This is a genomic window from Gilvimarinus chinensis DSM 19667 (assembly GCF_000377745.1).
Lineage (GTDB): Bacteria > Pseudomonadota > Gammaproteobacteria > Pseudomonadales > Cellvibrionaceae > Gilvimarinus > Gilvimarinus chinensis.
Genome location: NZ_KB898709.1, coordinates 25,396 through 39,261, shown reverse-complemented (window position 1 = coordinate 39,261; position 13,866 = coordinate 25,396). Strand labels below are relative to the sequence as shown.

General features: G+C 50.6%; 7 protein-coding genes. 5 read left to right on the top strand and 2 right to left on the bottom strand.

Going from position 1 to position 13,866, the window contains the following annotated elements:
* Nucleotides 1-150: 150 nt before the first annotated feature.
* Together xylA and D568_RS0111705 are read right to left on the bottom strand one after the other, a co-directional pair.
* On the bottom strand, nt 151-1,482 hold the full coding sequence (gene xylA / locus D568_RS0111710; protein WP_020209790.1) for a xylose isomerase: 1,332 nt from the start codon (nt 1,480-1,482) through the stop codon (nt 151-153).
* Between the two features lie 67 nt (nt 1,483-1,549).
* Complete coding sequence (locus tag D568_RS0111705; RefSeq protein WP_020209789.1) at nt 1,550-3,049, bottom strand: xylulokinase; 1,500 nt, start codon at nt 3,047-3,049, stop codon at nt 1,550-1,552.
* Nucleotides 3,050-3,483: 434 nt separating this feature from the next.
* Between D568_RS0111705 and D568_RS0111700 the strand changes: the two genes are divergently transcribed.
* From D568_RS0111700 to D568_RS0111680, 5 genes are all read left to right on the top strand, one after another.
* On the top strand, nt 3,484-4,653 hold the full coding sequence (locus tag D568_RS0111700; protein WP_020209788.1) for a helix-turn-helix domain-containing protein: 1,170 nt from the start codon (nt 3,484-3,486) through the stop codon (nt 4,651-4,653).
* Nucleotides 4,654-5,012: 359 nt separating this feature from the next.
* A complete protein-coding gene (locus tag D568_RS0111695; protein ID WP_026287011.1) occupies nt 5,013-10,034 on the top strand; it encodes a family 31 carbohydrate-binding protein in 5,022 nt (1,673 codons plus the stop codon).
* 649 nt (nt 10,035-10,683) lie between these two features.
* Nucleotides 10,684-11,781 (top strand): hypothetical protein, encoded by a 1,098-nt coding sequence (locus D568_RS0111690; protein ID WP_020209787.1) that lies wholly within the window; start codon nt 10,684-10,686, stop codon nt 11,779-11,781.
* Between the two features lie 55 nt (nt 11,782-11,836).
* Nucleotides 11,837-12,451: a hypothetical protein gene (locus D568_RS0111685; protein ID WP_020209786.1), complete on the top strand. Its 615-nt coding sequence runs from the start codon at nt 11,837-11,839 to the stop codon at nt 12,449-12,451.
* Nucleotides 12,441-13,841, top strand: a complete 1,401-nt coding sequence (locus tag D568_RS0111680; RefSeq protein ID WP_020209785.1) for a hypothetical protein — start codon at nt 12,441-12,443, stop codon at nt 13,839-13,841. Before D568_RS0111685 ends, D568_RS0111680 begins: the two co-directional genes overlap by 11 nt.
* Nucleotides 13,842-13,866 lie beyond the last annotated feature (25 nt).

Below are 13,866 nucleotides of genomic sequence, written 5' to 3'. Positions count from 1 at the left end.
CGTTAGTGCAGAAGTGATTTGGTCGTTTAAGCTTTCGCTCGTAGAGTCGCTTAGTAATAATGTGGTGGTGGATTGGTTTGCTAAGCGTTGAAAGCGGTCTTTGCACGGCAAAGACCGCTTTGGTCGTCGTTACCTTATCGCGTGAGTCGCTCAGCGAACATAACGATTAATCATGTTTTCGTACAGCTCCTGTTGGCCACTGGTCTGATTAGGCTCTCCCATACTGTTACCGATGTCCGCCAGTTGCTCTAATGTTAGTTTGCCCTTTTCAAAATCGGCGCCTTTACCTTTATCGAACGAGGCGTAACGCTCGGCCCGCATTTTTTCCAGCGGAGACTTTTGGATCAGATCATCTGCAATCAGCAGTGAGCGGGCGAACACGTCCATGCCGCCGATGTGTCCGTGGAAGGTGTCGTTCATGTCGGTGGAGTTGCGACGACGTTTCGCATCGAAGTTTACACCGCCGCCCTGGAAGCCGCCGTGGCGCAGCAGCACCAGCATCATCTCAACGGTTTCGTTAATGTTGTAGGGGAACTGATCTGTGTCCCACGAGTTTTGATAATCTCCGCGGTTTGCATCGATGGAGCCCAGCATGCCGGCGTTGGCGGCGACTTGCATTTCGTGGTCCATGGTGTGTTGCGCCAGCGTGGCGTGGTTGGTTTCAATGTTCAGCTTGAAGTCTTTATCGAGGCCGTGATGACGTAAGAAGCCTATAACGGTTTCGCTGTCGAAATCGTACTGGTGTTTGGTAGGCTCCATTGGTTTGGGCTCAATCAGAAAGTTACCTGTAAAACCATTGGCGCGTCCGTAATCACGGGCGATCGTCAGAAAACGAGCTAGGTGCTCCTGTTCGCGCTTTACATCGGTATTCAGAAGGCTCATGTAACCTTCTCTGCCGCCCCAGAATACGTAGTTTTCACCGCCGAGTTCGATGGTGGCATCCATAGCGTCTTTAAGTTGTGCTCCAGCGTAGGCCACCACGTTAAAGTCTGGGTTGGTGGAGGCACCGTTCATAAAGCGTGGGTTGCTGAACAGGTTCGAGGTACCCCACAACAATCTAACGCCAGACTCTTTTTGTTTCTCTTTGGCCCAGCCTACCCATTTGGCTAAACGTGCGCTGGTCTCGCTGCGGGAGTTGCCTTCCTCAATCACATCTACATCGTGGAAGCAGTAGTAGGGAGTGCCTAATTTTGTGAAAAATTCAAAAGCTGCGTCCAGCTTCATGCGTGCGCGGGTGTCGGCATCTTTGCCTTCGTTCCATGGGAAGATGAAGGGCCCAGGGCCGAAAGGATCGTGACCGGCGCCGCAGAAGGTGTGCCAGTAGGAGACTGCAAACTTGAAGTGTTCCTTCATGGTTTTTCCGGCGACGACTTTGTTTTCGTCGTACCATTTAAAGGCGAGTGGATTATCGGACTCGGCACCTTCGTACTCGATTTTTTCGACTCCGGGGAAATACTCTTTATCACCTAATGTAATGCTCATAAAAAACCTTTTGGCTCTGTGGTTAATAGATTGGACCTTGCCCTAGGGCGGCCCGTGTTTTAGTGGGTTAGTGGTTTTGTGTTAAACGCTGCTCGACCGCCGTGCGCCATTGCGCGTACAGATCTTGATATTGGTTTTGTAGTTGGGTTTGCGGCTCGAGTATGGCTTTGCACCTTAGGGTGCGGAACACGTCGTCACGGCTGGTGTAGAAATCGCAGCCCCAGGCTGCGGCGCGGGCGACGCCGTCGGCGCTGTCGGTCTGGTACAACTCCAGTGGTGCGCCGATCAGGTTGACGAACGCGCTAGTGAAAATCGGGCTCAAAAACATATTGCTGTGGCCGGCGCGAACGATCCGGGTTTCGGCGCCCAAACCTTTGATTAAGTCAAAGCCCAGATTCATTGCATAGGCCACACCTTCTTGCGTGGCGCGGGCAATATGGTTAACCCCGTGGCGGTTCAAGTCCAGACCGTCCAATTGTGCAGACAATAATTTGTTACGCATGATGCGCTCGGCGCCGTTACCAAACGGGTATACGTTTAATCCATCACTGCCCGGCGCTACGGACTCACTCAGTTCATTTAATGCGGGGTAAGAAATATCGCCACCTGTGCTCAACACACCGCGCAGCCAGCTGTTCATTCGCCCTGCACCGTTAATACACGCGAGTAGGCCACGGTGTGCCTCGGCATTGCCTTTGTTCACGTGTAAAAAAGTATTGATGCGCTGATCTGGGTCGGCGATGTTTTTGTCGGTCACGGCGTAAACGACCCCAGAGGTGCCAGCGGTAGTGGCGACGTCACCGGGCTCCAGTACATTAAGACTTATTGCGTTGGCAACTTGATCGCCTGCGCGGAAGGCCAGCTTGGCACCGGCATTGATGCCGAGCTCGCGGGCGGCGATTTCATTCACCTCACCCTGTATGCCTAGGTTAGGGACTTGTCTGGCCAGTAAAGCGGGGTCAATGTGCCAATGTTCTAGTAATGAATCCGCTACCTGATTTTCCGAAAAATCCCAAAACACCCCTTCGGATAAACCGGAGGCGGTGGTGGTGCATTCGCCAGTCAGCTTATAGGCAATATAATCACCGGGAAGCAGAATCTTGTCGATACGGCTGTAGAGCTCGGGCTCGTTCTCCTGGACCCAGCGCAGCTTGGCCGCGGTGAAGTTGCCGGGGGCGTTCAGCAAGTGCGCCATGCACCAGTCCTTGCCCAGTTCGGAAAAGGCCTGTTCGCCGGTGGCCACCGCGCGGCTGTCGCACCAGATGATGGACGGACGCAGCACTTTGCCGTCTTTGTCCACGGCAACCAAGCCGTGCATTTGGTAGGAAATCCCGATGGCGCCGATGTTATCTCTGGCTTCCGGCTTTATTTGCCAAAGCTGCTCGCAACCTTTTTTAACGGCGCTCCACCAGTTTTCCGGTGCTTGCTCGGCCCAGCCGGATTGAGGGGCATTGATGGTCATTTCTTGCGGAGGGTAGGTAGCGTTGGCCACCCGCTCGCCGCTGTCGCCATCAATGACGGACAATTTAACCGAGGAGCTGCCGATATCTAAACCAAGAAAGTACATAGTGCGTCTCGTTGTATTCGTTTGTTATTAGGGGCCAGTATTGGTCGGGGCGGCGATGGAGCCGCAGACAATCGGGCGATACGTAACGCTGTAAAACAATATGTGACGATTCCAGATGCGTCGTAATTCGATGGAGGTCTTGTGGAAACAGCCTCAAACCCTTCATCCTGCCTGATCCAGGCTAATGGTCTATTCGACGGAACCCTCTTTGCTACAACTGCCTGGGTTAAGCGGTAAAAGAAATGCTTTGGTTTCAGAGGGACCGTGGGATGTTGGGGTCTCTCCGACCGAGTTTTTAACCTTGTACAGCGATCAGTTGTTAACGTTAACTGTAACGTATATCATATTGATGAGCAAGTTGAAGCTTGGGCAGAGCACGCAATTCAACAATAACGATAAACATACGGGGCAATAAACGACTTCAAGGTACCGTAATGCACCAATTTTACGAATGGCTCAACCAATCTCAGTTCAATGCCTATGATCTGATCTTAATCATGTTGATGTTTCAGTGTCTGATGTTTGGGCTATTGATGCTGCTTCGGCCTCCGCGGCCGCTCAGTCAGCGATTATTGTCCGCCTTTCTGATCTCGCTCGCGGTAGGGCAGCTGGTTTTTCTTTTAACTTATAACCCCGCACTGTTTAGAGTCCTGCATCCTATCTGGGGCGATAGTGGCTTTGCGCTTTGGGCGTTGATTTACAGTGTGCATGGGCCGTTGTTGTTCCACTATACGCGCGCGCTAACCTCAGAGTCTTACCCGTGGCGTTGGTCGTGTTTGTGGCCTTTTGCACCGGGGCTGGTCGTTGTAGTTTCTGAGCCTTTGGGTTGGCATTCGATGCTTGAGGTAATGTTTTGGCGAGAACTTGTTCTGGTGTGTGTGCTGGGGTTTGCTGTTTCTGTTGGTTTTGCCGTCGCTGCGCTTATTCATATCAAACGGTACTCTGAGCGTTTAAAAGATCGTTTCTGCACGGTCGAGCTGATGGAATACGGGTGGCTCAAGCTTATGGTGTGGGGGTTTCTGTTGGTCTGGGCGTTAGAAATTCTGCCGCCGTTTTTCTACCCTTGGGCTCCCTGGCCGTTGATGGAAACAGTGGTTCATTTACCCGGCGTGCTGGAATTGGGATTAATCTATTTTATTGTTTTTGCGGGGCTCTTTTACGCGCCTGCCACCCGTCAGATTCCCGCGCCGCCCGAGAAGGAAATGACCGCTAGTGATGAGCCTTCTTCGGCGGAGGATCAAACTGTGCAGGGCTATATAACCATGCGTATGGAAGAAGATAAGCTGTATTGCCGCCCCCGCTTAAACATCGAGCGCTTGGCGGAAGAGTTGTCTCTGTCTCCGCGTCAGCTTTCTCAAGTTATTAACCGCGAGTTTGGGAAAAATTTTTTTGAGTTTATCAATGGGTATCGACTGGAAGAGGTGAAGCAGCGTTTGACCAGTGATGAGTGGTCCCAAGCGTCGGTGCAAGAAATTTACGAATCTGTCGGTTTTCGTTCACGCTCATCGTTTTTTACGTTGTTTCGTAAACATGTGGGTATGACACCCAGTCAATATCGAGACGCGAACTCTTCACTTCAGTCCAGCACGGAAAATGGCGCCTAATTATCTTTACTGCGGGGTTAATTCTTTTGCTTGTAAATTCGTACGATTATTTAGATTAATAAAAAAGTGAAGCACATTGCTTAAATGTGTAACTGTTACCGTTCGCTTTTAAGGTAACAGTCGGCTGCCAAACCCCGAGGATACAAAAGAAATTATGTTACCTCTGTGTGGGGCGAACTAAATTATAATCACTAAAAACTGGTAAAAAATTTTTGTTTTTTCTGCAGTACGTTTTCCACGCCACTATTGCCTAAGCTAGAACTTGCTCCTGCTTTTGGTTTGCGTTTTTATGCCTTGAATCTGGTTTTTTGCCGACCGGACATTCATTAACGACAATAGACAATAAGGTAGGGTAAGCCATGAGTAGCTATTGGAAAGAGTTTCGCCGCCATAGCCTTACACTGGGGGTTGCAACACTTGCAGCCTCACAGGCATACGCGGTCAGTGGTACCTTGGTTCCAGATGATGGGGTCATGCTATCAGTAGGGCAGGATATCGAAAGCATTGGTGAGTATGTTTCATCGGTAAGCACGCAGCCCGCAGGTGTCACTAATTATGTGGGGATTGCAAACCTGGACGGTTTGACTAATAACGCTGATGCCGGTGCAGGACGTAACAATGTGGCCGAACTGGCCGCCACTTATCCCGATCGGGCGCTGGTGGTGGGCGTCTCTATGAACGGCGTGATTGATCAGGTTGCAGCCGGTAATTACAACGCGAATATCGATACGCTGTTAAATACTTTGGGTGGCTACAACCGCCCCGTGTACTTGCGGTGGGCTTATGAAGTTGATGGGCCTTGGAATAACCACAGTCCCTCTGCGGTAAAGTCTACTTTTGCTTATGTGCATAATCGTATTGAGCAGTTAGGCTATGACGACCGTATCGCCTTGGTTTGGCAAACCGCCACCTACTGTCCAGTGCCTATTAACCCCGATGAGTGGTACCCCGGCGATGATGTAGTCGACTGGGTGGGTATCTCGTATTTTGCGCCACAGGATTGTAACTGGGCTGAAGTGCGCAAAGTGGCAGACTTTGCCGTTGCTCACAATAAGCCACTGTTTATTAATGAATCCACTCCGCAGCGTTATAAAACCGGCGCGTTAACCTATTCAACCGACGCGGCTTTTGGCAGTAATCCGGTCAACAAAACCGCCGATCAAGTGTGGAATGAGTGGTATCAGCCGTACTTTGATTTTATTGCGGAGTACTCAAGCGGCAGTAAAGATGTTCTGCGTGCGATTACCTATATCAATGCTAACTGGGATGCGCAGCCGCGCTGGAATCCTAATGATGGTATTTACGGGCCTGAAGGTTACTGGGGCGATAGCCGGGTTCAGGCCAACAGCACTATTTTAAACCGTTGGCAAAACGCTACTGGTGGCACCGATTTTATTCGCGCTGGGGCTAACCTGTTCAGTGAACTTAATTTTGGTGATCAGGGCTCCGTTAATCCGCAAAGCCCTAGCGTCAACTTACTGGCTCAAAATTCAGAAGTACTGGTCGGTGAGAGTTTTACGGTTGACGTCAGTGCCAGCGACGCCGATGGTTCGGTAACCAGCATCAGTTTGTATGTTACCGCGCCCAACAGCAGCGAAGTGCTGGTCGGAACCTCGCAAGGTGACGCGGATACCTTCACCGTCAATACGTCAGTGTCAGGTAGTTACGTTTTGCGCGCAGTGGCCACCGATAACGATGGCCGCACTGACGAAACAATAATCTATAAAAATGTCGTGGCTGACGGCGGTGGGGATCCCGATCCAGCACCGAATGCCGAGTTTGGAATTCGCTATATCGACGACTCCACCTTGCAAGTATTTCATCAGGACAATCCGGACTGGGAAGGCAATTTCGCTTATCTGTGTTTAGACGCTTACTGTTTGTCTGCGACCCGTACCGACGGCTTGTTTACCCGTAACTTTAATGGCTCCTTGGGTCAAAGCTATACCATTGAATTTAAAGTTCAGGATAACGAAAGCGGTCAGTATACCGTGCAGGATCAGGCGACTTTTACTAAAGATAGCAGTGCCCCAGTAGATGAGCCCAATTTTGCACCAACGGTTTCGGCCAGCACAAATTCAGGAGTTGTTACCGAGGGTGGTGTGATTTCAGTGGCAGTGAACGCTAACGACAGTGATGGCAGCGTAGAATCTGTAACCTTGTTCATGACTGCCCCCGGCGGTAGCGAAACATGGGTAGATCAGGTTTCTGGCAATATTCACACCTTCGACGTTGCTGTTAATACGGCAGGCAACTATCAGTTCCGGGCCGTGGCCGTGGACGATCAAGGCGCTACAGCAGAGACCACTACCAGTAAAACCGTGGTGCAAGATAACAGCAGCAGTGGCGACCCCACCAGCCTGACACTGGAGGCCGAAACCGCCACCGTGTTTGGCGGCGCGCAGCTTTACCCGGATACAGCGGCCAGCGGTGGCGAGGGTGTGGCTTACATCAGCAGCAATGGCGCAGGCTTTCGCATTGATAGCGCTCCGCAGGCCGATACTGTCAGTATCACATACGCCTCCGAAGTATCAGGGCGTATCACGTTGCGAGTAAACGGCAGCGATACGGCTGTGCCCTTTGCTAGCACCGGCTCTTGGGTCGGTAGCTACAACACCGTTGATGTAGACGTTCAGGTGCCTCAAGGTGCCAGTGTCGAGGTGCGCTATCAAAATGGCGACGCGGCTATGAATGTTGATTTACTGGACTTTACTCTTCAAGGTGGCAGTACAGACCCTGTCGAGAATCAGGCACCCTCGGTAACCTTAAGCCAACCGGCCGCTGCGACCCTAGGAGACACAATTAACCTTACGGCAAATGCTTCAGACAGCGACGGCAGTGTTGTCAGCGTTGCCTTATACGCGACCGCCCCGGGTATGTCTGAGACCTTGGTGAGCACAAAAAACAGTGCACCCTACGGTTTTAGCATTACCGCCGATCAAGTGGGTACTTGGCAATTTCGTGTCGAAGCCACGGATAACGACGGCGCTGTGGCGTCTGATACCGTGCAAGTTCAGGTGAGCGATCAACCAGCCCCGCAAGGCACGGTGGGTATCAGCTCACCCGCCAATGGTGCGAGCTTTACCGAGGGTGAGAGCGTTACGCTGGGCTTTGCGGTAAACAACTGGCCGCTGGCGCAAAACGACGGCCATGTTCATTACTTTGTTAATGGTGAAGATCAGGGGCCGCTATACAGCAGCGCCGACGTAGTTATCGATGGCTTGGCTGTGGGCACCCATACCCTCGCGGTTGAACTGGCCGAAGCCGATCACACCCTGACCGGCGTGCGCGATGAGGTGAGTGTACAAGTGGCGGCCGCTGATGATGGCAATCCCGGAGATGACGGCGGCAACGGCAATGAGCCGTTTGGCGTTAGCGGCAGCACCCTGTGGTTTGCCACGCAGTCAGGTTGGCCCGACTCCGGCACTTACTATTTGTGTCGTGATCTGGAAGCCGACTGTTACACCGCGAGCCAAAACGGCGATCGTTACGAGCACACCTTCGCAAATTTGCCTGGCGGTAGCTTTACCGCACAGTTAAAGGTGCCTGGCATGGGCGCTGATCAATTCCCTCGTTATGACTACACTACCAATGGCGCCGACGGCGGCAATGATGGCGGTAACGACGGCGGCAACGGTGATCCGGGTGATAATATCGATCCAGACTCACCCTTTGCCCACCTCGACTGGACGAGCAATTCACTCACCGACGGTGAAGTGGGACCTCCACCGCGGGCAAATCCTGTGTATGCGCTGGCCACACCTGAAAATGGGCATGCACCTACCAGCCACGGTTTTGCCTTTGACGTGGACGGTAACCAGCTAACATGGCGCTGGGGGCCTTATATTGTGAAGGGCGCCGGTGATTCTGGGCTTGAGATGCACTGCTCGGACGATGGCGACTTAACCTTTAAGAAAGTAGCGGTAAGCGGTGGTACAGCGACTATCCCCTGTAGTGGTGATTACAATTACTTTTTCCGCTACTTGCACCCGAACGCACTAAACAATAACCCGGCTACGCAGTGGATTTGGACAGGTTTGTTTACCACCGAAGGTGCGCGGGTTAACCCCCATAACTACGAGCCGTTTGTGGATGGCTCCTCCAACTGGATGCGTTTCCGTCACCCGATCACCCAAGACGGTACCACCGCAGCCGTACTGGATGCGCACCACAACAATGATCGTCTGCGTAACCTTGACCGGTACACCATCTGGGCCGAAGACAGCCCCGGTGATGTGCACTTAGGTTTTGGTATCAACGGCAGCATCTTGCGTAATGAATCTATGCGCAACACCGCCGGTGGGCCAAACGGCCAGCAGTTTTTTGCCCTGACTCAAAACCCCGGTTTTGACTCGGCTTACAGCTACGGTCAGGTGATCAGTTTTGAGGTAACCGCTATTGCCGGTAACACAGGTGCACAAACCTACAACGACTTCTCCCACTATGTAGTGGGTTGTGGTTGGTGTGGTAAGTACGGTGATCCGCGCTTAAACCCAGCCGGTAAAGCGGGTACCAGTCAAGTGTTCTCTGACTCGGGTGCTTACATCGATTTAGAGCACAACGCGATTTTCACCCAGCCTATGGTTACCTTGCACAAAGAAGACATGGTGGATGATTTTATTCTGGGGCACCACTTGTTCCACGGTGTAGATCCTAACAAGCTAGGCTCCAGTGAGTTTAACGATCCGGATGTACAAATTGGTCAGGATACCTGTGGTAATTGTCACTTCCGTGATGGTCGTGGTACAGAGCCTGTTAACGTACCGGGTAAGGGCATGCGCTTGCCGCCACCGGTGTACGGGGTGAAGCTGCTGGAAGCGATTGAAGGTCGTGAAGCCGGTTTTAACTGGGAGGGGGCAGAGCCTACCGTGGCCGATCAGGTTAAATCGGCGCTGGTTGTCGACCATGGTGTAGACCCGGTTGAAATGCCACCCCGCTTACTGGAACTGTTAACCACCTATGTTGAGGTGTTAACTGTGCCTGCGCGTGACCCTGGCACTTACAGTGACCCAGCGGTGAGTCAAGGCGAAGTGGCGTTCACAGAAATTGGTTGTGCCAGCTGCCATACTCCGGTGCAAAAAACCCGCTCCGATGCACCTACGCATTTACGCAACCTGACTATTCGCCCTTATACCGACATGAAAACGTGGGATTTGGGCGAGGGCGATTTCCGTACAGCGCCGCTGTGGGGCATTGGTCAGAATATTCACTTGTTAGAGCGCAACGGGCACGAGATGCTGTATATGCACGATGGTGCCTCAGACAGTGTTGCCGACGCTATCAGACGTCACGGAGGTGATGCTCAGTCGGTTACCGATGCCTACAATGCCCTCAGCGATTCTGAGAAAACGGCGATTCAGGAATTTGTGAAAACGCTTTAATCGATCAATTATTAAATGTTGCAAGGGCTACTTATAGCCGTTGTTGCATGAATAAACCGGTTCTGTGTCCTTATCTGGTCTTTCAGGCCTAGGGAGGGGCGCAGGCCGTTTTGGTGTTTCTATAGGGATTAATAATGAATACTAAAAAATACACCGGTAGCCGTTAAAGAACTCGTTTGACGTAGGAAGGTGTTTGTGGACTTGATGCCGACAAACAGCAAGAATTTTACAGCAAGAAAGTGAGTCTATCAGGCGACGAGCTTAACTCGCTTCTGAATGTTCCGTTTATCATCCATTGAAAAGCTTGTGCTGGTGTTCGTTTTTACTGAAGTGAACGCGCATTTCTCAGTTCGTTTTTTCCATATAACAACCATTCGAGTTCTACTTTTGTTGGGTTTCGACTACTCCACTTTAAGTCGCCAGATGGAATGATTAGTCTCGCTTATCTAATTAAGAGTTTCGTTGATTAGAAATATCAGGCTGGGATATCCAAGCCTGAATTAAGCCCTACGGAATTGTTTTAGGTCCATAGGGCAAAGTCAGTAGGTGGGAAATATTAATAATAACCACGCTGCTAATTCTATCCAAAGTCCAATACGTGCCTATTCCGCAGTGGTTAGCACGGTCTATCTCTATCAAGGAGAGAAGAATGCAATACGTTAATCGATTACTTGTTGCCCCTATGGCTGGTGCAGTTTTACTGCTACTAAGTCATATGGTGTTTGCTCAGTCTTGCCCTGCAAGCCATCCGTTTCAGTGCGGCGGGGCCTGTTTTGTGGATGCCGCACAAGCACAGGCAGGTGGTTGTAGCGAGGCATCTGCCTCAAATTCAAGTGACAGTGAACAGTCATCGAGCAATTCAACTAGCAATACCAATACTACAGATAACAGTAACGAGCTTACTTGTGCCAGCGATGAAAACCCATCTCATGTAGTATCTGGTCGACGCCAACAATTTACCCAGCCGTGGTGTGATACCGTTTGCGTTACTTACGTGGGTAATGGCACGGGTTGTCTGAATGCCGAGGGGATTTTTGTCAGCAATGCCAGTATTTGTAGTGACCCGGCGAATGCGCGCGAAGCGATTCTTGATATTGAGTATAACTTAGGCATTGAAGTTGATGACCAGTTTCAAGCAATGTCTGGATATCAGGGGGCCCCACCGTCTATTAACCCCAGCATGACCGTGGCGGATGCTGAAATTTACTTTAGCGCTTTGATTGGCGAGCAAAAAGGTAAAGAGCTGGTGAGTCTGCTCAATACCAATGGGGATGATATTGTCACCCGCAACGAAGCCAGCCAAGCAAAAGGCTCTGATCCGCGACAATTACTGAATACCGGCTTTGGGTGTGGGTTGTCTACCGATGACATCATGGCTTACGTAGGACTCTATGTTGGTGATGGAGCCATCGATAAATACGCCGGCGATTTAGATGATTCGGTTAAGGCCGCTATGCTTGAATTCACCCGCAGTTGGCAGCCGGGTGTGAATGCACAGGCCTGTGAATATCGCGGTGGCTGTAATGGTAATAATCCGAATAGTTCAAGCGCTAGTAGTGTGTCATCTGCCAGCTCAAGCTCGGTTTCCAGCACAAGTAATTCAAGTGTAAGCTCTGACAGTAGCTCGAGTGTATCCAGTGCTTTGTCGAATCCTAACTGTCCGGCTTCACACCCCCTGTGGTCTCAAAGCTGTTCACAGTGTTTCGTTGATGCTTCTCAAGCGGCGTCAGCAGGTTGTTCCCTTTAAAAGTGAAGTTTCTGCGGCAAGGAGTACCTTGTCGCAGATGTCGGGGTTGTAGACCATGGAACTTAAAAGTTATATGGCTGTAGTTGCCATGATAATAGTGTTAGGGCTGTCGTGGCCAGTGCTTAATACTTTGATGCAGATAGAGCTACCTAAGTCGAAAGGTCCGTCTAAATCCTTTGAATCCTCAATTTCAAACTCGCTAACTGAACTGGCAGGGCTAAGTGTCAGCTCGGCTGATAACGTTCAAAAAAATTCGGCGCCCGGTGAAAGAGAAGAAAAGCCAGAGAGTATTTCGTCTTCAATATCTGCAGAGGAGTTTGTGGAGAGTAAACGTAAAAAAATTTGGCAGGATCAGTACGGAAACTTTCGCTCAGAGGTCTATCTACAAGAGAAGTCCCAATGGCAGAGAATTATTGCAGACGGACCCATCTACTATCCCAATAAATGGCAGTTGTTAGAATCTTTTCAAGGGTGCTCGGCTGCTGGATACTATGTCGATGGCCAAACTAATGTCGCGCTGATCGATGTTCATGGCAGCCAGACTAAGGTCTTTTACTATATTTGCTCGGTCGATGAAGTGACGGGAGAATACCTGTTTCTTCCGGTGAATCTGGTTGGTCATTTGGCAGAAAGTGTTGCAGCCGAGGAGGGCAGTCAGGTTGCAAAATAAATTAAAAGATAATGGTTTTTTGTTTTTTACGGTTTTTTATTTTTGTGTGTTCCATCAGCCTGCCAGTGCGATTACACAAGAGGATGCTTATCAGAGGTTCTTTCATTCTGGAGGCGTAACCGGTCATTTTAGGCTCTGTCCAAAAAGTGCGTTTGATACCATAGTGCCTTTAACTCAAACGCCGGATAATGGAGCTGTTACTGATATGACGATATCCGGTATTGAGCGCTACATTAATGAACACGATATTCAATCGATTGATGAATTGTTGCCCAGGCTTCCGGTGCACTACCAAACCAATTTTTCCTTAGTCGAGCATACTCGCGCGACGGGCCAATCAAACTTAAATCACCCCAGAATTATTCTTTTCGGCTCTGATGGGTTGTTAATGATGAATATAGGTACCAAGCCGGATGATCCCACCTACCATAAACTGGACATGGCTCAGTTGCATACGACAACGGGCGACTGGGAATTTTCAGTGCTGGATTTTACCCCAGACGAGCCGGTTCTGACCCGAAACCCCAAAAGCTGCCAAGAGTGCCATGGGCATAAAAATGCCAGGCCGGTGTGGGGTACTAATTTAGATTGGCCGGGTGTTTTTGGAGACAATATTGCCGAGGGCCAGCAGGGTGAGGCACTTGATGATCGTCACGCGCGGGTTATGAATGCCGTTATGGCGGGCAAGGGGGCTTCTGACCGATTCACTTTTCTGGTCTGGCGCGATGAGGTTTTAAAACGCGGAGGAAAGCGGAAGATTGCGCATCACGATTTTGGCCCAGAGCTTCTGCTTTCCAATATTGCGATGGGCAGTGCGACGGCCCGAGGGGCATTTACTCGGTTGCAGCGTCACCCTAAATATGAAGTAGCGAAATACGGGCTGATACTGGCGTACTATTTGAAAAAAGGTAATGCATACCTCTCTCCAGCAGAGAAAAGGGGGGCCACCACTTTCGCTAATAACTTGGGCGCCAGTGCGTTTAGTTTAGATGCTTTGTTAGAGGGGCTGGGGTTGGACCCGCGCGAAGCCTTCTCGCTTGCAACCTTGCACAGTCATGAACCTCCGGTAACCGACTGGAGTCTAGGCAGCGGCGATCTCTACGATCTTCTCATGTTGCAAATACTCAATGACCTGCGCAATCATGATCCTAATGTGAGCCAAGTGTTGGATGAGCGCAAGTCCGAGGCAGGTGTTCTTGATTGCCCTACGACGGTGAGCACGATAGCTGATGTGGTCGACTTTAAGATGGTACATCTATTTTATCTTACAGGTTATCAACGCTATCAAGTGAACCGCGTATTTTATCCTCTGGATCTTGAGGATATATACGATCGAGTGTTTTTGCCTGTGTCGACATCCTTGATCAAATTGACTAAACGCGCCCTATAAACATCGATTTATCGAAGACAATCAG

Excerpts from the sequence above, each read along its gene's own strand:
- D568_RS0111695 (WP_026287011.1), top strand. The coding sequence starts at position 5,013 with ATGAGTAGCTATTGGAAAGAGTTTCGCCGCCATAGCCTTACACTGGGG.
- D568_RS0111705 (WP_020209789.1), bottom strand. The coding sequence starts at position 3,049 with ATGTACTTTCTTGGTTTAGATATCGGCAGCTCCTCGGTTAAATTGTCC.
- D568_RS0111700 (WP_020209788.1), top strand. The coding sequence starts at position 3,484 with ATGCACCAATTTTACGAATGGCTCAACCAATCTCAGTTCAATGCCTAT.
- D568_RS0111690 (WP_020209787.1), top strand. The coding sequence starts at position 10,684 with ATGCAATACGTTAATCGATTACTTGTTGCCCCTATGGCTGGTGCAGTT.
- D568_RS0111685 (WP_020209786.1), top strand. The coding sequence starts at position 11,837 with ATGGAACTTAAAAGTTATATGGCTGTAGTTGCCATGATAATAGTGTTA.
- xylA (WP_020209790.1), bottom strand. The coding sequence starts at position 1,482 with ATGAGCATTACATTAGGTGATAAAGAGTATTTCCCCGGAGTCGAAAAA.